The organism is Klebsiella sp. CN_Kp091 (assembly GCF_040065095.1).
GTDB lineage: Bacteria > Pseudomonadota > Gammaproteobacteria > Enterobacterales > Enterobacteriaceae > Klebsiella > Klebsiella aerogenes.
In genome coordinates, this window is record NZ_JBEAIO010000011.1 from 32,094 (window position 1) to 51,091 (window position 18,998).

Annotated in this window: 17 protein-coding genes; 3 read left to right on the plus strand and 14 right to left on the minus strand. The window is 57.4% G+C overall.

What is annotated here, in order from left to right:
- Window positions 1-61: 61 nt before the first annotated feature.
- The 12 genes from ABLV17_RS10860 to ABLV17_RS10915 form a co-directional block, all read right to left on the minus strand.
- Entirely contained in the window at window positions 62-2,212 is a 2,151-nt protein-coding gene (locus tag ABLV17_RS10860; RefSeq protein ID WP_045395482.1) for a carbon starvation CstA family protein, read from the minus strand.
- Between the two features lie 300 nt (window positions 2,213-2,512).
- A complete protein-coding gene (locus tag ABLV17_RS10865; RefSeq protein WP_348854246.1) occupies window positions 2,513-3,025 on the minus strand; it encodes a 4-hydroxyphenylacetate 3-monooxygenase reductase subunit in 513 nt (170 codons plus the stop codon).
- 19 nt (window positions 3,026-3,044) lie between these two features.
- Window positions 3,045-4,607, minus strand: a complete 1,563-nt coding sequence (gene hpaB / locus ABLV17_RS10870; protein WP_002887473.1) for a 4-hydroxyphenylacetate 3-monooxygenase, oxygenase component — start codon at window positions 4,605-4,607, stop codon at window positions 3,045-3,047.
- A gap of 225 nt (window positions 4,608-4,832) precedes the next feature.
- Entirely contained in the window at window positions 4,833-5,723 is an 891-nt protein-coding gene (hpaA, locus tag ABLV17_RS10875) for a 4-hydroxyphenylacetate catabolism regulatory protein HpaA (RefSeq protein WP_004182836.1), read from the minus strand.
- Between the two features lie 9 nt (window positions 5,724-5,732).
- A complete protein-coding gene (gene hpaX, locus ABLV17_RS10880; RefSeq protein ID WP_348854247.1) occupies window positions 5,733-7,103 on the minus strand; it encodes a 4-hydroxyphenylacetate permease in 1,371 nt (456 codons plus the stop codon).
- Window positions 7,104-7,124: 21 nt separating this feature from the next.
- Window positions 7,125-7,922, minus strand: coding sequence for a 4-hydroxy-2-oxoheptanedioate aldolase (hpaI, locus tag ABLV17_RS10885; RefSeq protein ID WP_213794973.1), 798 nt, complete (start codon window positions 7,920-7,922; stop codon window positions 7,125-7,127).
- Window positions 7,923-7,932: 10 nt separating this feature from the next.
- The gene (gene hpaH, locus ABLV17_RS10890) at window positions 7,933-8,736 is read right to left on the minus strand and encodes a 2-oxo-hept-4-ene-1,7-dioate hydratase (RefSeq protein WP_002887487.1); all 804 of its coding nucleotides are present in this window, start codon (window positions 8,734-8,736) and stop codon (window positions 7,933-7,935) included.
- A 137-nt stretch (window positions 8,737-8,873) separates the two neighbouring features.
- Window positions 8,874-9,254 (minus strand): 5-carboxymethyl-2-hydroxymuconate Delta-isomerase, encoded by a 381-nt coding sequence (locus tag ABLV17_RS10895; protein ID WP_015368431.1) that lies wholly within the window; start codon window positions 9,252-9,254, stop codon window positions 8,874-8,876.
- A gap of 9 nt (window positions 9,255-9,263) precedes the next feature.
- On the minus strand, window positions 9,264-10,121 hold the full coding sequence (gene hpaD / locus ABLV17_RS10900; protein WP_009485358.1) for a 3,4-dihydroxyphenylacetate 2,3-dioxygenase: 858 nt from the start codon (window positions 10,119-10,121) through the stop codon (window positions 9,264-9,266).
- Window position 10,122: 1 nt separating this feature from the next.
- Window positions 10,123-11,589, minus strand: coding sequence for a 5-carboxymethyl-2-hydroxymuconate semialdehyde dehydrogenase (gene hpaE, locus ABLV17_RS10905; protein ID WP_009485357.1), 1,467 nt, complete (start codon window positions 11,587-11,589; stop codon window positions 10,123-10,125).
- Complete coding sequence (locus tag ABLV17_RS10910) at window positions 11,586-12,350, minus strand: fumarylacetoacetate hydrolase family protein (RefSeq protein ID WP_348854248.1); 765 nt, start codon at window positions 12,348-12,350, stop codon at window positions 11,586-11,588. Before ABLV17_RS10910 ends, hpaE begins: the two co-directional genes overlap by 4 nt.
- Window positions 12,347-12,979: a fumarylacetoacetate hydrolase family protein gene (locus ABLV17_RS10915; protein ID WP_015704295.1), complete on the minus strand. Its 633-nt coding sequence runs from the start codon at window positions 12,977-12,979 to the stop codon at window positions 12,347-12,349. The genes ABLV17_RS10910 and ABLV17_RS10915 overlap by 4 nt, the downstream gene beginning before the upstream one ends.
- 287 nt (window positions 12,980-13,266) lie before the next feature.
- On the opposite strand from ABLV17_RS10915, the gene hpaR reads away from it, so the two are divergent.
- Window positions 13,267-13,701, plus strand: a complete 435-nt coding sequence (gene hpaR, locus ABLV17_RS10920) for a homoprotocatechuate degradation operon regulator HpaR (protein WP_271031600.1) — start codon at window positions 13,267-13,269, stop codon at window positions 13,699-13,701.
- 102 nt (window positions 13,702-13,803) lie between these two features.
- Here hpaR and ABLV17_RS10925 read toward each other — a convergent pair whose 3' ends face one another.
- Together ABLV17_RS10925 and ABLV17_RS10930 are read right to left on the minus strand one after the other, a co-directional pair.
- Entirely contained in the window at window positions 13,804-15,165 is a 1,362-nt protein-coding gene (locus ABLV17_RS10925; protein ID WP_348854249.1) for an MFS transporter, read from the minus strand.
- A gap of 179 nt (window positions 15,166-15,344) precedes the next feature.
- The gene (locus tag ABLV17_RS10930) at window positions 15,345-16,259 is read right to left on the minus strand and encodes a GntR family transcriptional regulator (RefSeq protein WP_113374538.1); all 915 of its coding nucleotides are present in this window, start codon (window positions 16,257-16,259) and stop codon (window positions 15,345-15,347) included.
- Window positions 16,260-16,398: 139 nt separating this feature from the next.
- Between ABLV17_RS10930 and ABLV17_RS10935 the strand changes: the two genes are divergently transcribed.
- Window positions 16,399-17,421, plus strand: a complete 1,023-nt coding sequence (locus ABLV17_RS10935; protein WP_348854274.1) for a zinc-binding alcohol dehydrogenase family protein — start codon at window positions 16,399-16,401, stop codon at window positions 17,419-17,421.
- An 11-nt stretch (window positions 17,422-17,432) separates the two neighbouring features.
- Window positions 17,433-18,878 carry a tagaturonate reductase gene (locus ABLV17_RS10940; RefSeq protein WP_348854250.1) on the plus strand — a complete coding sequence of 482 codons (1,446 nt, stop codon included), beginning with the start codon at window positions 17,433-17,435 and terminating at the stop codon, window positions 18,876-18,878.
- The last annotated feature ends 120 nt before the right edge of the window (window positions 18,879-18,998 follow it).

Here is an 18,998-nt window from a genome sequence, read left to right on the forward strand (position 1 = left end):
CCGGCCTACGTTAATGCGTTTTTGGTAGGCCGGATAAGCGTAGCGCTATCCGGCATCAGGGTTAATGATGTGACGAGGTTTTCACGCCGCCTTCCGGTACCGGCACGTACGGAGTCTCTTTGTCGGTACGCACCTTATTGTTGCGGACATTGAGCCAGGTTTTGATGCCGTAAAAGATGATGCTGTACACCACCACCAGGAACAGGATGCTCAGGCCGGCGTTGGTGTAGTTGTTAACCACGATATGGTTCATGTTGGCGACCTGCTGCGCGGTCAGCTCGCCGCCGGCGGCAATCTTCTCTTTATACTGCTGAGCCATAAAGAAGAAGCCTTCCATCTGCGGGTTGGTGCTGAACAGTTTCAGACCCAGCGCCCAGGTTGTGCATAGCAGCAGCCACGCAGCCGGAATAACGGTGACCCAGATATATTTGGTGCGCTGCATTTTGATCAGCACCACCGTGCCGAGCACCAGCGCCACCGCGGCCAGCATCTGGTTAGAGATACCGAACAGCGGCCACAGGCTCTTCACCCCGCCCAGCGGGTCGACCACGCCCTGATACAGCAGGTAACCCCACAGGCCGACGCAGCCGGCGGTACCGATAATACCGGCGACCAGCGAGTCGGTTTTTTTCAGGAACGGCACGAAGTTACCCAACAGATCCTGCAGCATAAAGCGGCCTGCGCGGGTACCGGCATCCAGCGCGGTGAGGATAAACAGCGCTTCAAACAGAATACCGAAGTGGTACCAGAAGCCCATATCCGCCATCGGGATGATTTTGTGGAACACGTGAGCGATACCGACGGCCAGCGTCGGCGCGCCGCCGGCGCGGTTCAGTACGGAAGGTTCGCCGATATCTTTCGCCGTCTGCAGGATCTGCTCAGGTGAAATCACGAAGCCCCAGGAACTGACGGTCGCCGCCGCGTGGACGGTCACTTCTTTCAGCTGTGCGGCGATCATCGCCGCGTTTTCACCGCCCATTTCATGCAGGTTCGGCATGACGATGCCAAGGCCTGCCGGCGGGGTGTTCATGGCGAAGTAGAGACCCGGTTCGATAATTGATGCTGCGACCAGCGCCATGATAGCGACGAACGACTCCATCAGCATCGCGCCGTAGCCGATAAAGCGGGCGTCGGTTTCGTTGGCCAGCAGCTTCGGCGTGGTGCCGGAGGCGATCAGCGCGTGGAAGCCGGAGACCGCGCCGCAGGCGATGGTGATAAACAGGAACGGGAACAGCGCGCCTTTCCACAGCGGGCCGGTACCATCAATGTACTGGGTCACTGCCGGCATTTTCAGGTCTGGGTTGAGGATAACGATCCCCAGCGCCAGGCCAACAATCACGCCGATTTTCAGGAAGGTGGCCAGATAGTCGCGCGGCGCCAGAATCAGCCATACCGGCAGCAGCGCGGAGATAAACGCGTAGCCAATCAGAGTAAAGGTGATGGTGGTGTCTTTAAAGGTCAGCGCCGGGCCCCAGTACGGGTCGTGGGCAATGATGCCGCCAAACCAGATAGACGCCACCAGCAGCACGATACCGATAACCGAAACTTCGCCGACGCGGCCAGGGCGCAGGAAGCGCATATAAATACCCATAAACAGGGCGATAGGCACCGTCGAGCAGACGGTAAAGACGCCCCACGGGCTCTCCGCCAGCGCTTTCACTACGATGAGCGCCAGCACCGCGAGAATGATGATCATAATCAGGAAGCAGCCGAACAGGGCGATAGACCCTGGTACCGGCCCCATCTCCTGTTTAATCATCTCGCCCAGCGAAGCGCCGTTACGCCGCGAGGAGATAAACAGCACCATGAAGTCCTGTACCGCGCCCGCCAGCACCACGCCGGCCAGCAGCCAGAGGGTGCCCGGCAGATAGCCCATCTGCGCGGCCAGTACCGGGCCAACCAGCGGACCAGCGCCGGCAATAGCGGCGAAGTGGTGGCCGAACAGCACGTAGCGGTTGGTCGGCACGTAGTTCAGGCCATCGTTATTAATGACCGCCGGCGTCGCGCGCGTTGGGTCAAGCTTCATCACCTTCTGCGCGATGTACAGGCTGTAATAACGGTAGGCGACGAGGTACACGGAAACCGACGCGACGACGATCCACAGCGCACTGACGTGCTCACCGCGGCGCAACGCGACGACTGAGAGGCAAAATGCCCCGATGATTCCAAGAATCACCCAGGGTATGTGCTTGAGTAGTTTTTTGGTATCCATAGTAAAACCTGGCGTTAATTAGATTAATAATTGGCCGAAGCCGTCTGGTTTTGTGTTTGGGTTGGTGGAGGTATTGATTAGCTAGGCTAGCGTCGATCTTGCCAGAACTGCGCGCGCGTAAAGTTGGGTAAATGAGTGAGTGGTTGTATGGGGGGTTAAGCGGTCGCTAGCTGGGGTAAGCGGTTGGCTATGAAGTGAACAGGAGATAAATATGTGATTGAGATCACAGGGGATTGTGGCCGAGAAGATGGTCATGAAAGATAAGGCTCCTCCCCGGGCGGAGAGGAGCAGGCGAGGCCATTACACCGCGACTTCTATTTCCATCATCACCGGGTGGAAACGGCGTTTAAAGTAAATCAGGCCGTGCCCTTGCGGGCTCAGGGTAATATTGCGGATCTCCACCAGATACACCAGGTGGGTACCAATGGTTTGCACCTGGCTAATCTCGCCTTCGAGACTGGCCAGCGAACCCTTCAGCACCGGCTGCCCGAGCGCGCCCTGCTGCCAGCCGCTGAGGGCAAACCGCTCTTCCATCGTCACCCCGGTCATCCCGGCGAAATGACGGGCCATGATTTCCTGTTCGTGGTTCAGCACGTTGATGCACAACTTGCCGTTGCCCTGAAAGACCGGGTTCATCGCGCTGTTGGCGTTGATACAAACCATCACCGATGGCGGCGTATCCGTCACCGAGCAAACCGCCGTGGCGGTAATGCCGCAGCGGCCGGCTTCACCTGCGGTGGTGACAACGTTAACCGCCGCCGACAGGCTGGCCATGGCATCGCGAAAACGCAGGCGTTGTTCATCTAATTGCATTATGACCTCCCGCTGTGAATTACTTCAGCAGCTTATCCAACATGTTGATATCAGCGTTATTGTGCAGATGCGGCACCGTCCAGCCGTTCTGGTCGTACTCGGACAGGCAGCGGTCGACCATTGCCATCATTTTGTCCATATTGCCGGAGCTCTGCGCCTGACGCAGACACTGCAGGCGAATTTCATCCTGGCTACCGGAGTAGTTGATTTCATACAGTTCATGACGACCGCCGAATTCGCTGCCGATCGCGTCCCACATCAGTTTGAGGATCTTGATACGTTCAACGTGATCCATACCGTTGGAGCCGCGCACGTATTTCGCCAGATACTGGTCGATCTGCGGGTTGTTCAGATCGCGAGCGCTGGACGGCAGATAAATCAGGCCGCTGGTGACGTTACGCTCGATGATGTTCTTGATCTTGGCGTAGGCCATCGGCGCCATTACGCGGTAGGTCTGCAGCGCGGCGTGATCCGGCAGCCATGCGCCGTTGACCCACGGCGTCGCTTCCGAGCACATGGAATCGCTTAACGCCCAGAACATGTTGCGCCACGCCACCACTTCTCCGAGGTCGGCCTGTACGCCGCGGAATTCGAGGGTGCCGGTACATTCCAGAGAACGCTTCAGCAGGGCAGTGATAAAGTCCAGTTTTACCGCCAGGCGCACGCAGGCCTGCAGCGGGTACATGCGGGCGAAACCCCCTTCCATCGTCCAGCGGCGGCAGCGGTCAAAGTCGCGATAAATCAGCACGTTCTCCCATGGGATCAGCACTTTATCCATTACCAGAATCGCGTCATTCTCGTCGAAGCGGCTGGAAAGCGGATAGTCGTACGGGGATCCGGTCGCACCGGCGACCATCTCATAGGAGGCGCGGGAGATAAGCTTGACGCCTTCGGCATCCATCGGCGCGACGAACATCAGCGCGAAGTCCGGGTTCTCGCCCATCACCTGTGCGGAGCCGAAACCGATCATGTTGTAGTGGGTCAGCGCCGAGTTGGTGGCGACCACTTTCGCGCCGCTGACGATGATCCCGGCATCGGTCTCTTTTTCCAGCTTGATGTAGACATCCTTCACTTCATCAGCCGGCTTGTGACGGTCGATCGGCGGGTTGACGATAGCGTGGTTAAAGTACAGGCCGGTTTCCTGAATGCGGGTGTACCAGTTGCGGGCGTTCTGCTCGAACTGGCCGTAAAACGCCGGGTTGGCGCCCAGCGCGCAGCCGAAGGCGGCTTTATAGTCCGGGGTGCGGCCCATCCAGCCGTAGCTTAAGCGCGACCACTCGGCGATGGCGTCGCGCTGCTGGCGCAGGTCGTCGGCGCTTTTCGCCACGCGGAAGAATTTATGGGTGTAGCCGCCGCTACCGGTATCGGTGCCCCAGCACAGGGAATCCTGCATCTCCGGTTTGTGCAGCGCATCGTACAGCTGAGCGACAGAAGCCGCGGCATTACGGAAAGCCGGGTGCGTAGTGACATCCTTCACGCGCTCGCCGTAGATATAAATTTCGCGGCCATCCTGCAGGCTTTTTAAATACTCTTCGCCAGTTAACGGGCGCTTCGCGTCGGCGCGGAAATCTTCAGGTTTCATAGGGGCCTCTTCAGTATTTATCGGAATAATAATGTTAAATATATGTTTTGTTTTTGTTGTTTAATTGAAGCGGTTATTGCGCTTGTCGTGAAGGGACGTTTGCGACAACGGCGGGTACTTTTCAGGCGGGAGTAAATTTTGTGATCTCTGCAGCTTTTGGCGGGTGGCGCGGCGCTAACTGGCCCTATGGACCGTAGCCCCGGCAAGCGCAGCGCCGCCGGGGAATTACGACACCGGTACTTTTTGCGCCCGGTAGCTGCTGGGCGAGCAGCCGACCTGGCGGCTAAAAAAGCGCGCAAAATAAGCGGGATCTTTAAACCCCAACTGCCAGGCTATCTCATTGACCGCGCTATCGGAAAACAGCAGCAGCCGCTTAGCCTCGCGTAGCTGGCGGTCGAATATCAGCCGCTTCGGCGGGCGGTTGGCGAAGCGGCGGCAGATGTCGGTCAACCGCGATTCGGTCAGATGCAGCTCGTTGGCGTAATCCGGTACCGTCCAGTGCTGATGAAAGTGGCTGTCGATCATCTGGTTAAAGCGCTGGAATAATTTCAGCTCGCCGCGCATGCCGCTGGCGGCATGATCGTCGAGCCTGGCGTTGCGCAGCAGCAGGGTAAATACCGCCTGCGCCAGCAGCGCCAGGGTATGCTCGCGCCCCGGCAGCTGGGCGGTGGATTCACGGCGAATCAGCTGCCAGTAGTGCGCCAGCGCCGCCAGCTCGTCAGGTTTATCCGCCAGCGACAGGCAGATCCCCGGCAGGCCGAAGGTCTCCCGCGTGCCGGGATAAAGCACCTCCAGCAGCGGCCAGATGAGTTCTTCGTGCACCGTCAACACGTGACCATCGCTATCGGACTCGGTAATAAAGGCGTGCGGCACCGAAGGCGGCGTTATCACAAACAGCGGCGCCTGCACCGAATAGCGGTGGTCATCAAGCTGTAGCTCAATCTGTCCGGTATCAAGAAAGTGCATCTGAAAATAACGGTCGTGGCGATGCGCCTGCATGTCGCGGCCAAAAAAGGCCGCCATGCGGGCAAACGACTGATAGTGCACCTCTTCGGTGCCCAGACTCTCGTCGTAATCTTTATTGATGTCGATGTTGGCGATTGAATGCTGGCACATACCCGCTCCTTAGTGGCCTTTTTGCGCCGCTAAGCCCGGCGCGGCGGCAGCGTCCTCACGCTGGCTCATCGGAATGCGGGTGAGCACCAGCGCGCCGACAATCAGCAGCCCGGCGACAAACCACAGCCCGGAGCTAAAGCTGCCGGTGGTATCGCGCAAAATGCCGATCAACAGTGGGCTGACGGCAGAGCCGACGTTGCCGATGGCGTTGATCACCGCCAGCGCCACCGCGCGCGACTGCAGGCTGATCACCCGATCCGGGGTGGTCCAGAAAATGGCCATCGCGGTAAAGGATCCCACCGAAGCCATAATAATGCCGATTAGTTGGATCAGGCTGTGGTGCGTTGCCGAAGCCAGCAGCCAACCCGCCGCGGCGAACAGGTAGGGCAGGATGGTATGCATCTTGCGCTCTTTGCGGCGGTCGGAGCGGCGGCTCCACCAGATCATGCCGAAAATGGTGCAGAACTGCGGGATCGCCGCCAGCAGGCCAATCATGATGTTGCTACTGCCGGTGTTGAAGCTCTGCAGGATCTGCGGCGTCCAGATATTAATGGCGCTGAGGGTATTGGTCAGGCAGAAGTAGGCGAGGGTATACATCAGCACCGCTGGCGTCAGTACTTCGCGCAGCGTGGAGCGCAGCGTGGAGCGCGGCGAAGCCGGGACGATCGCCGCATGTTCCCGTTCGCGATCGATCATCGCCTTCAGCGCCTGTTTCTCTTCATTATCCAGCCAGTTGGCTTTATCCGGCGTGTCGTTGAGGAAGAACCAAGTGACGACGCCGAGCACCACCGACGGCAGGCCTTCCAGCAGAAACAGCCACTGCCAGCCCTTCAGGTTCCACAGGCCGTCGAGCGCCAGAATATAGCCGGAAAGTATCGAGCCGAGCATCATGGTCACTGGCATGGCGATCATAAACAGGGCGTTGGCGCGGGCGCGATGGTAGGCCGGGAACCACCAGGTCAGATAGACGAGGATCCCCGGCAGAAAACCGGCCTCGGCGATGCCGACCAGCATGCGCAGGATGTATAGCGTATGCGGGCTGGTGGCGAACATGGTACAGGTCGAGGCGATCCCCCAGACCACCATGATCCCGGCGATCCAACGGCGCGCGCCAACTTTCGCCAGCATGATATTGCTGGGGATCCCGCACAGCACGTAGGTGACGTAGAACAGCGTCGCCGCCAGGCCGAACATGGTGGAGGTCAGGCCGAGATCTTTACCCATCGTCAGGCCGGCGAAGCCGATATTAATTCGATCCAAAAATGAGAAAACAAAGAGAACAAACAGGAAGGTAATCAGGCGGCGGAACAGCTTTTTGATCACCCGGTTTTCTACTTCAACGGCTTTATTATCATTGTGTTGCAGGGTAGAGGTAGTCATGTTGCGCTCCACATTATCCGTTCAATAGACGGATTTATTGTTATCGGTTGTGGTGGTTGCGGTGTGGGTAAAACGGGCCGCCAGCGCTTCTGCGCCGCGGGCCAGCAGGGTGGTATCGACGCCGACGGCGACGAACAGCGCGCCCAGTTCAAGATAGCGTTTCGCCAGCTGTTCATTGGCCATCAGGATCCCCGGCGCCTTACCGGCCTGACGGATTTGCTGGATGGCATCTTCAATGGCGGCCTGCACTTCCGGGTGTTGTGGGTTGCCGCCGTAGCCCATATCAGCGCTCAGATCCGCCGGGCCGATAAACACGCCGTCCACCCCTTCGACATCGAGGATCTGCGGCAAATTTTTCAGCGCTTCGCGGGTCTCAATCTGTACCAGTACGCACATGGCGTCATTGGCCCGGTGGATATAATCCGGGACGCGATTCCAGCGCGAGGCGCGGGCCAGCGCGCTGCCGACGCCGCGAATGCCGGCAGGCGGGTAGCGGGTGGCTTTTACCGCCAGCCGCGCCTCTTCGGCGTTCTGCACCATTGGCACCAGCAGGGTTTGCGCGCCGACATCCAGCAGCTGTTTGATTTGTACCGGATCGTTCCACGACGGGCGCACCACCGGCTGGCTGGGGTAGGGCGCAATGGCCTGAAGCTGGGTCAGCACCGTTTGTACATTGTTGGGCGCGTGTTCGCCGTCGATCAGCAGCCAGTCGAAGCCCGCGCCGGCCAGCAGTTCGGCGCTGTAGCTGCTGCACAGCCCAAGCCACAGGCCGATTTGCGGACGCCCGGCCTTGAGCGCCTCTTTAAATGCGTTGTTCATGTTGCTCTCCTCAAACAAAGCGGCAGCTGATGGCGCCCATGTTGCCGTAGTCGACGTGGAAGGTATCGCCCTTGCGCGCCGGGACCGGGCGGGTGAAGGAGCCGCCGAGGATGATTTGCCCGGCCTCGAGCTGGACATCGTACGGCGCCAGTTTGTTGGCCAGCCAGGCCACGCCGTTGGCCGGATGATTGAGCACGCCCGCGGCGACGCCGGTCTCTTCAATCACGCCGTTGCGATACAGCAGGGCGGAGATCCAGCGCAGGTCGAGCTCGTCTGGTTTAATCGGCCGGCCGCCGAGGATCACCCCGGCGTTGGCGGCGTTGTCGGAGATAGTGTCGAACACTTTGCGCGGGCGCTGGGTTTCCGGGTCGATGTTGTGGCAACGCGCGTCGATAAGTTCCAGCGCCGGGATGACGTAGTCGGTGGCGTTGTAAACATCAAACAGCGTGCAGTTCGGGCCGCGCAGCGGTTTGGCCAGCACGAAGGCTAGCTCGACTTCAATACGCGGCACGATAAAGCGGTCGGTGGGAATATCGCTGCCGTCGTGAAAGAACATATCGTCGAGCAGCGCGCCGTAGTCCGGTTCGCTGATCTGCGAACTGGCCTGCATCGCTTTAGAGGTCAGGCCAATCTTATGACCTTTGAGCACGCGGCCTTCGGCGATCTTCATCTCGACCCACTCGCGCTGGACGGCGTAGGCGTCCTCAATGGTGATTGACGGATAATCCAGCGAGATCGCGCGGATCTGTTCACGCTGTTTTTCGGCCTGGTTCAGCCGCTGGGCAATCAGGGTTCGGGTCTGTTTATCGAGCATAGTGATTCCTGTGGCATTACCGGAAATGTGCACAATCGAGTAGCCCGGGCGAGGCGTTTACGCCGACCCCGGGGTGGCCCGGAGCAAACCCCGGCGTCGCGTTGCTCGGCCGGGCTACCTGCTTGAGCCTCGATGTATTATTTAAATAACGCGTGCACGTTGTTTTGTTTGTAGTTCAGCGTCGGGTCGAGCTCTTCCATGGCGAACGACAGTGCCAGATAGCGGCTCTCCATCAGCGCGGCAAAGTGGGCTTTAATCAGCGCGAACAGCATTTCTCCCACCTCCTGACGGCTCTCAAGGCTGCGTCCGGCGCCGATCTTCAGGGTCATATGCACGAAGGCGTAATCATGCTTGCCGTCGGCCATCTGCCAGGTATCGAGCCAGTGGGCGCGGCTACGAATGCCGCCAATCGGAAAGATACCGGTGGCGGCCAGCGCCTCGTTGACTTTGGCGAACAGGCCCGGTAAATCGGCCTGTTCGCGGATATTGTCGCTACACTCGGCGATAAAATGCGGCATACGGCCTCCTTACGCCTGCGCCGGCAGCGGGAACACGGCGTTCACCTGGCCGGTACCGGAACTGGCGAATAGCTCGGTGATAAACTCCACCTTGCCGTCGTATTTATCCCAACCCAGCAGGCCGAGCAGCATCACCGTGTCGTGCATGTTGCCTTCGCCGTAGCAGTAGTCGGCGTACTCCGGCAGCATGGTGCAAAACTCTTTGAATTTGCCTTCGCGCCACAGTTTCACCACGCGCTCATCCATCTGATGATCAAACTCGCGGGTATAGCTGTTCATCCCCTCTTCGGCGCGCTGGTCATCGATAAAGCGATGCGACAGCGAACCGCTGGCCAGCACCGCCACGGTGCCGTCATATTTGTCGATGGCCTTGAGGATGGCCTCACCCAGCTTGCGGCTGTCGGCAAAATCGTGAACGGTACAGAAGGCGGAAATGGATACCACTTTGAAATGCTTATCGCTATTCATGTAGCGCATCGGCACCAGGGTGCCGTACTCCAGCTTCAGGCTCGGAATATTGTGCGCTTTGGCGCGTACGCCAAGCTTGACGGCCTCGTCGGCAATCAGGTGGCCCAGCTCCGGGTTGCCGTCGTAGTCGTAGGTCATGTCGCGAATAAAATGCGGCAGTTCGTTACTGGTGTAGACGCCCTGAAAATGGTCGGCACAGTTGATGTGGTAGGCGCTGTTGACCAGCCAGTGGGTATCGAACACGATGATGGTATCGACGCCCATTTCACGGCAGCGCTTGCCAATTTCTTTATGCCCGTCGATCGCGCCCTGACGGCAGCCGTGGTTTTTCCCCGGCAGCTCAGACAGATACATCGACGGCACGTGAGTGATTTTTGCTGCTAACGCTAACTTACCCATATCAGACTCCCCATTTCGGGATCGGATGGTCGCCCATCGAGATGCAGACGTTCTTCATTTCGGCGAACACTTCAAAGCTGTACTCGCCGCCTTCGCGGCCGGTGCCGGAGGCCTTCACGCCGCCGAACGGCTGACGCAGGTCGCGCACGTTCTGGGTGTTGACGAACACCATTCCGGCTTCAATACCGCGCGCCAGGCGCAGCACTTTGCTGACGTCCTGGGTCCAGATGTACGACGCCAGACCGTATTCCACATCGTTGGCCAGACGCAGCCCTTCCGCTTCGTCTTTGAACGGCAGCAGGCAGGCGACCGGGCCAAAAATCTCTTCCTGGGCGACGCGCATGCGGTTGTCGACATCCGCCAGTACCGTCGGGCGCAGGAAGTTGCCGGATTTCAGATGCGCCGGCAGGTCGGACGGTTTATCCGCGCCGCCGGCCAGCAGGGTGGCGCCCTCTTCGATGCCGAGGCGAATGTAGCCGGACACTTTCTCCCAATGCTGCTTGCTAATCAGCGCGCCGACCTGGGTATTCGGATCGGTCGGATCGCCTACGCGCAGGCGGTTGGCGCGCTCGGCGAAACGCTTAACGAACTCCGGATAAATACTCTGCTGAATGAAAATGCGCGAACCGGCGGTGCAGCGTTCGCCGTTGATCGAGAAGATAGTGAACAGCGCGGCGTCGAGCGCGCGCTCAATATCGGCGTCTTCAAAAATCAGCACCGGCGATTTTCCGCCGAGCTCCATGGAGTACTTTTTCAGGCCGGCGTTCTTCATGATGTTGCGCCCGGTGGCGGTGCCGCCGGTGAAGGAGACGGCGCGCACATCATGATGGCGTACCAGCGCGTCGCCAGCGGTGGCGCCATAGCCCTGCACCACGTTGAGCACGCCTGCCGGGATCCCGGCCTCCAGCGCCAGCTCGCCCAGACGATCGGCGGTCAGCGGCGACAGTTCGGACATTTTCAGCACCGCGGTATTCCCCAGCGCCAGGCACGGCGCCACCTTCCAGGTGGCGGTCATAAACGGCACATTCCACGGCGACACCAGTGCGCAGACGCCAACCGGCTGCACGAGGGTGTAGTTAAGCATCTTGTCGTCGACCGGATAGGTCTTGCCGTTCATCTGCTGGCACACTTCGGCGAAAAATTCGAAGTTATGCGACGCCCGCGGGATCAGCACGTTTTTGGTCTGGTGGATCGGCAGGCCGGTATCGGCGGTTTCCATCGCCGCGATCTCCGGGACGTTCTGATCGATCAGATCCCCCAGGCGGCGCATCAGGCGCGCGCGCTCTTTCATCGGCAGGTTAGCCCACTTCGGGAAGGCCTCTTTCGCCGCCGCTACCGCCTGGTTGATTTCGGCTTCACCGCCGGAGGCGACTTCAGCCAGTACCTCGCCGGTGGCCGGGTTGGTGGTATGAAAATAGTCTGCGCCGGCAACGTTTTTACCGTTGATCCAATGGTTAATCTTTTTCATGACAGTGTCTCCTCATACGCTTGCTGGCTGATGATATGGTTGACCAGGCGGCCCACGCCCTCGACTTCAACGATCACCTCGTCGCCCGGCACCACATCGGATAGCCCTTTCGGCGTGCCGGTGGCGATCATGTCGCCCGGTTGCAGGGTCATAAATTCGCTTAAATAAGCGATGAGGAACGGGATGCTGAAGATCAGATCGGCGGTGGTGCCCTGCTGGCGCAGTTCGCCGTTGACCCAGGTGCGTAGGGCCAGATTATGCGGGTCCGGGATCGCCTCTTTGGCGACGATCCACGGGCCGATCGGCGTCAGGGTATCGCGGCTTTTCACCCGCAGGTTCGGGCGGTAGTAGTTTTCCAGATAGTCGCGGATCGCGTAGTCGTTGCACACGGTATAGCCAGCGACATAATCCATAGCCTCGGCTTCGCTGACGCGGCGCGCGGTTTTCCCGATCACCACCACCAGTTCGGCTTCGTAGTGCATGTATTCGACGTTATCCGGGCGTACCGACTGCTGCTGGTGGCCAATAAAGGTGTTCGGCGCTTTGATGAACACCAAAGGTTCGGTTGGCGGTTTAAACTCCAGCTCGCTGGCGTGATCGGCGTAATTCAGCCCCAGCGCGAACAGCGTGCCGTCGGCGGGCGGCAGCCAGCGGAATTCGCCTTCTTTCAATACCGTGCCATCGGGCAGGCGCACCTGGTCGCGTTCATCGACCAGCACGTCGCGTACCTGTCCTTGCCATTCAATGCGTGTCTGTTTCATGCCAGCTCTCCTTCTGCGACAACCGGGTTTTCGAGCGCCGGGAAACCGTCGGCGAGAATACGTACGCGGTCGCCGGGGCGCAGCGTAACGCGAGAGTGGGGTGTGCCGATAAGGATCGCGTCGCCGGGATTGAGGGTGGCGAATTCGCTTAAGGCGCTCAGCAGCTGTGCGGCGTTACGCTGCAGATCGCCGGTATGCCAGCTATCCGCCTCGCGGCCGTTGATTTCGGTGATGATGGTCAGGTTATCGACGTTGCGCACCGCCGACAGCGCGCCGATGGGGCAGAAGCCATCGCGGCACTTGGCTTTGATCGCCGGGCGATAAAAACTCTCTTCCGGAAGGCTAACGTCGTTAGCCAGCGCGTAGCCGGCGATATAGTGCGCCGCCTCTTCCGCCGCCACTTTACGCGCGGTTTTGCCGACAATCAGCGCCACCGTCGCGCCGCTTTGTACGGTCTCGCCCTGCGGATGGGGAATGGCTTCGCCATCGCCAATCACGGTATTACGGGGTTTGATGAACCAGACCGCGGTTTTCGGCGGCGTCTTGTAGGGGGCCTGTTGAAACGCTTCGCGCCAGGCGTCGAGCTGGCTGCGATGATTGAGCGCAACGGCGAAGATGGTACCTTTCATTCACCACTCCTCTGGTACTGATTTTGGATTCGAAGGGATTTCATTAATATGTTAATGATCATCTTTTATTCTTTGCGCGCCGGTTTGGCAAATAGAAGTGAATGTTTTGTGATCGGATTAACACAATATTTACATGTTTTTTATTTATATCTTATATATCAATTACATATATTTATTTTTGATAGCGGCTGGTACTTTTCAGGTGCAGAAACCGGTTGTACATGGCAGGATTAGGGCTAATTATTAAATTGTTAATAAGTTTTGGTGAGCGTTGTTGAGGGGATACCATGCATGATTCATTAACCATTGCGCTGCTGCAGGCGCGAGAAGCGGCGATGGGCCATTTCCGGCCGATCGTTAAACGCCACAACCTGACCGAACAGCAGTGGCGTATTGTGCGTATCCTTGCGGAAAACCCATCGATGGATTTTCACGACCTGGCCTGGCGCGCCTGCATTTTGCGCCCCAGCCTGACCGGGATTCTGACGCGCATGGAGCGCGACGGTTTAGTGCTGCGCTTAAAACCGGTCAACGATCAGCGCAAGCTCTACCTGTCGCTGACGCCCGCAGGGCTGGCGCTGTATGAGAGCGCCCAGGCGCAGGTGGAAGAGGCCTACCGGCAGATAGAAGCGCAGTTTACGGCGGAGAAGATGCGCCAGTTGACCACGCTGCTGGAGGAGTTTATTGCGCTGAGTAATGGCGCGGGGGAAGAGGAGTCATAAGAGACCCCAGAGGCAGAACAATGTCCTGACTGGTGCGCCATTGGCCTTAAAGCGGCTGGAGATGGGGATTTTAATGCCCTGCCGTCAGCAGGGCTATAAGGTTTAGCTGTTACGCGGGTCGCTAATCGGCTGGCGAACCAGGAAAACGTAGGCCAGCGCGCCGAGGGCGGTCACGCAACCGCAGATAATCAGCGCCAGCTGGAATGAGTGGGTCGTATCGACGATAAATCCTGTCACCACTGGCGCGAAGGACGCGCAGATAAAGCTGGCGAAGTTCTGAATGCTGCCGACGGAAGCGGTCATCCTTGATGCCACGGCAACGTGAATTAACCCCCAGCAGGAAGTCCCGGCAAAGTGGATGCAGAACAGCGCCATACCGATTAACAGCACCGCAGCTATTGATGTTGTGGCCTGTGGTACGACGAGCGTAAATGCGGCGGAGCAGAGCATTCCGGCAATAATGCAAATTTTGCGGCTTTTAATTGGCGCCATACCGCCTTTGACCAGCCAATCGGTGACGTAGCCGTTGATGAGCATACCGGCGGCACCGAACAGGAAAGGGATGGCGGCCATAAAACCGGTGCTTTTCAGATCGAGGTTGTACGCCGTTTGCAGATAACCCGGAAGCCAGGCGAGATACAGCCACGCGGTATAGTTGATGCCGCTGAAGCCGAGCATCATTCCCCACATGGTCTTGTTTTTGAACAGGCTGCGCCATTCGGCAAAGCTTAGCGGGTCACGGCGAACGTTGACGCTTCCGGCGTTCAGGTAGGCCTGCTCGTCGGCGGTGAGGTTAATATCCTCCCGGTTGCGATAGAGCATATACCAGCCGATAGCGACGAATATCCCCAGCACGCCGATAGTGATAAACATCCCGCGCCAGCCCATCATTAGCATCATCGCGGCCAAAATCGGTGGGCTGATGGCGACGCCAATGGTTGAGGCGGCGTTAAAGAAACCCATCGGACGTCCGCGTTCTTTAATATTAAACCAGTCGTTGATCACCTTGACGCCGCAAGGGTTCATCGGCGCTTCACCGATCCCCATGCCGATACGTACCAGGACGAACTGGGTAAAACTGTGGACCATCCCTGAGACCGCCTGAAACAGCGACCAGAAAAACATGCCCAGCCCCAGCATGATGCGTGGACCTTTGCGGTCCAGCAGCGGCCCACAGGGAAGCTGCGCGATACCGTAGGCCAGAGAGAAGACTGACAGCAGCGCGCCGATTTCGGTGGCGCTGAGCCCTAACTCTTCGCGGATGGTTAAGTTAGCGACGGATAATGAACTTCTGTCGAGATAGTTAATGACCGCCGCCAGAAATAGTAGAATCATTGCCGTTGTCTGAATTGTTTTAATCCGAGCACTACGTTGTAATGTATTATCTAACGGAACTGAAATCGTCTCCGCTTTCCTTTCTTCAAAGGTTGTCTGCGGGTCGATGGCTATATTTCTTTGTTCCACGCCTGACTCCTGGCTATTCTATTTGAACGACAAGTGACATCGAATGGTTTAAACACCACCCACATATTTCACAGTAAAGTAAGTCGACTTGTTTTCAGCATAAATAACCTTTTTTATCGTATCGGATTACGTTTTTAGATTTGTGCTGCTGATAATCATTTTCTGTTTTTAATCGGTACTTAATAAAGCGGGGACGCATTCTGCTTAAGGGAGTTAATCATTGATTGCTTGGCGGAGTTCAGGTGGTTACGCAGCGCCAGGTTGGCGTCGAGGTCACTGCGGCAGATAAGCGCGCTAAGAATGGTCATATGTTCGTCAATGGCGATGATATTTCGCTGTTTAAGATCGCTTTCATCCCACTGATAGTGAAAGTGGAAGATAACTGAAATAATCTCAAGTGATTGATTAAAAAATATATTGTCGGCAGCGGAGAGTAATAATGTATGAAAATCACGATCGAGCTGCGAGAACATACGAAAACTGTCGCCGATGCTGTCTCTTAGGGCGCGATGTCGCTCAAGCAGGGTTCTTGCCTGCAGCCAGCGGGTGTCGTTGTCCGGTAGGTTGAGGAAGTGCTGGAGCGCGTGGGTTTCCAACATCTCCCGCAGCTCAAACAGCTGTTCCGCCCAGGATTGCTCAAACTTCTTCATGCTCCACTGGCCGCGCTTTTCACTTTCAATCAGGTTATAACGGCTGAATTTCAATAAAAACTCTCTGACCACCACCGGGCTGACGCCCGCGGCCCGCGCCAGCTGTAGCTCGGAAAACATTTCTCCGGCACGCAGCTGGCGCTGGTTGATCATAGTGAAAAACGCCTGCTCGAAGATGCGGTTCTGTTCGACCAGTGAGGCGCTGGAACCCTCGAAGCCGTCCCGCATTTCGGGCAGCCGGAGGATCTGGTAATCCTGATTGACCCGACTTAGCACGCCGCGTTCGCATAAGTGGCCGAGGATATGGCGTACGGTGGTGCGGCTGATGTTGTACATCTCAGCCAACGCGCTTTGTGAGGGCAGCGGCGAGGGGATAAATCCGCGGGCCATATCGTTAATGACCTGGTTAATCACGTTGTGGCGAAGGTTTTGTGAACGGCTCATGGTGGTTTTTTTCCTTTTTGGATATTAAAACCGGATTTAAAACAGTTTTGTGCGCGGAGTTTCACAATTTTTGCAATGACTTTATCCTGGATTGTTTTTTTCATCGATATCTAAGCCAACAAATACGGAGGCAATAATGATGACGTCGATGAATACTTTAGTGTGTCAGGAACCTAAAAAATTTAGTTGGGAAAAACGCCAGATCCCAATTCCGGGTGATGATGAAGTTCTGATTAAAATAAAAACGGTGGGTATTTGTGGGACGGATATTCATGCATGGGGCGGTAATCAACCCTTTTTTAGCTACCCGCGAGTACTCGGTCATGAAATATGCGGTGAGATAATTGGCTTAGGTAAAAATATTCTTAACCTGAAAAGCGGTCAGCAGGTCGCCGTCATTCCTTACGTGGCGTGTCGTCAGTGTCCGGCTTGTCTGAGTGGGCGGACAAACTGCTGCGAGAAGATTTCCGTGATTGGCGTACATCGCGATGGCGGATTTAGCGAATGCCTCAGCGTTCCGGTAAAAAATCTGCTGGTGGCGGATGATGTTGACCCTGAGGCCGTAGCGCTGATTGAGCCGTTCGCCATTAGCGCCCACGCGGTGCGTCGCGCGGCTATTCAGCCAGATGATCAGGTGCTGGTGGTTGGCGCGGGACCGATTGGACTGGGTGCGGCGGCGATCGCTAAAGCTGACGGGGCGCACGTGGTGGTGGCGGATACCAGCCCGGCTCGACGCGATCATGTGGCGCAGCATCTTGGCCTGACCACTCTCGATCCCTCGGATCCGCAGTTTACCGACCAGTTGTGTGAGACGTTTGGCGGCTCTCTGGCGCAGAAAGTGATCGACGCGACGGGGAACCAGCATGCCATGAATAACACCGTAAATTTAATTCGCCACGGCGGCAGCATTGTTTTTGTCGGCCTGTTTAAAGGCGAACTGCAGTTCTCAGATCCGGAGTTTCATAAGAAAGAGACGACCATGATGGGTAGCCGCAATGCGACGGAAGAGGATTTCGCCAAAGTCGGGCGGCTGATGGCCGAAGGGAAAGTGACCGCCAGGATGATGCTGACCCACCGTTACGATTTTAAATCGTTGGCTGATATCTACGAAAGCGAAGTCATTAACAATCGCCAACTGATCAAAGGCGTCATTCATTTTTAGCAGGGAAGGCCATGAAAACGTTAAACAGAAAAGATTTTCCCGGGCCGCAGTACCCAACGCGCGTGATTCAGTTCGGCGAGGGTAATTTCCTGCGGGCCTTTATTGACTGGCAGCTGGATCTGTTGAATGAGAAAACCGATCTGGCGGCAGGTGTGACCATTATTCGCCCGATCAACACCGAGTTTCCGCCGTCGTTAAATACTCAGGACGGGCTCTATACCACGGTGATTCGCGGGCTGGATGAGAGCGGCGAGGTGGTGAGCGAAGCGAGGATCGTTCGTTGTGTGAATCATGAGATCAATCCCTGGCAGGATTTTGCCGGTTATCTCGCGTTGGCGCGTAATCCGGATATTGAGTTTGTGTTTTCGAATACCACCGAAGCGGGCATTAGCTACCATGCCGGAGATCGGCCAGACGATATGCCACCGGTGAGCTTTCCGGCGAAGCTGACCCAGCTCCTGCTCGAACGGTTTCACCATTTCGACGGCGCAGCGGATAAGGGCTGGATGATGATTCCCTGCGAGCTGATTGATTATAACGGCGAGGCGCTGAAGGCGCTGGTGCTGCGCTATGCCGAAGAGTGGCAGTTGCCTGCGGCTTTTAGCGACTGGATTGAAACGGCCAATACCTTCTGTTCTACGCTGGTTGATCGCATCGTGACGGGCTACCCGCGCGATGAGGCGCAAAAGCTGGAAGCAGAGCTGGGCTATCACGATGCGTTTCTTGATACCGCCGAATACTTCTGGTTGTTCGTTATCCAGGGGCCGCAGGCGTTGGCGAAGAAACTGCGGCTCGACCGTTGCCCGCTTAATATTCATATCGTCGACGATATTCGGCCTTATAAAGAGCGCAAAGTCGCCATTCTCAATGGTGCGCACACTGCGCTGGTCCCCGTGGCGTGGTTGTGCGGCGTAGATACCGTTGGTGAAGCGATGCAGGACGAGGCCATTCGCCATTATGTGCAGCAAACCATCAGCGAAGAGATTATTCCGGCGCTTGATTTACCTGCCGACGAGTTACGGCAGTTTGCGGGTGCTGTCACCGGGCGCTTTCGTAATCCGTATATCCGTCATCAGTTGCTGTCTATCGCCCTGAATGGGATGACCAAATTCCGTACCCGGCTCCTGCCGCAGCTGCTGACGAATATTCGCCAGCATAGCGCGATTCCGCCGCGGCTAACGTTTGCTCTGGCGGCGCTTATCGCCTTCTATCGCGGCCAGCGGGAGGGGCAGATGTATCCACTACAGGATGATGAAGCCTGGTTAGCCCGCTTTGCCGAAGGGTGGGCGCAGGTGGCGAACGGTCGCCCATTACATGAACTGGTTGTGGAGGTTTTGCAGGATAAAGCGCATTGGGGTGAAGATCTGATGGCGATCCCCGGACTGGCTGAACAGGTTACGCGGTATCTGGAGGTGATCCTGACCGCAGGAATGCGCGAGGCCCTGACGCGGCTATAGTCGGTTTATTGTGCGGCGTCCGCGGGGACTGTTATCGGTTTGCAACTTTTTTAAGGGGTTTTCCCGGACGCGGCGCGTTGCGCCTTCTCCGGGCTACCAAATCGCAAAGCGCTGTAGCCC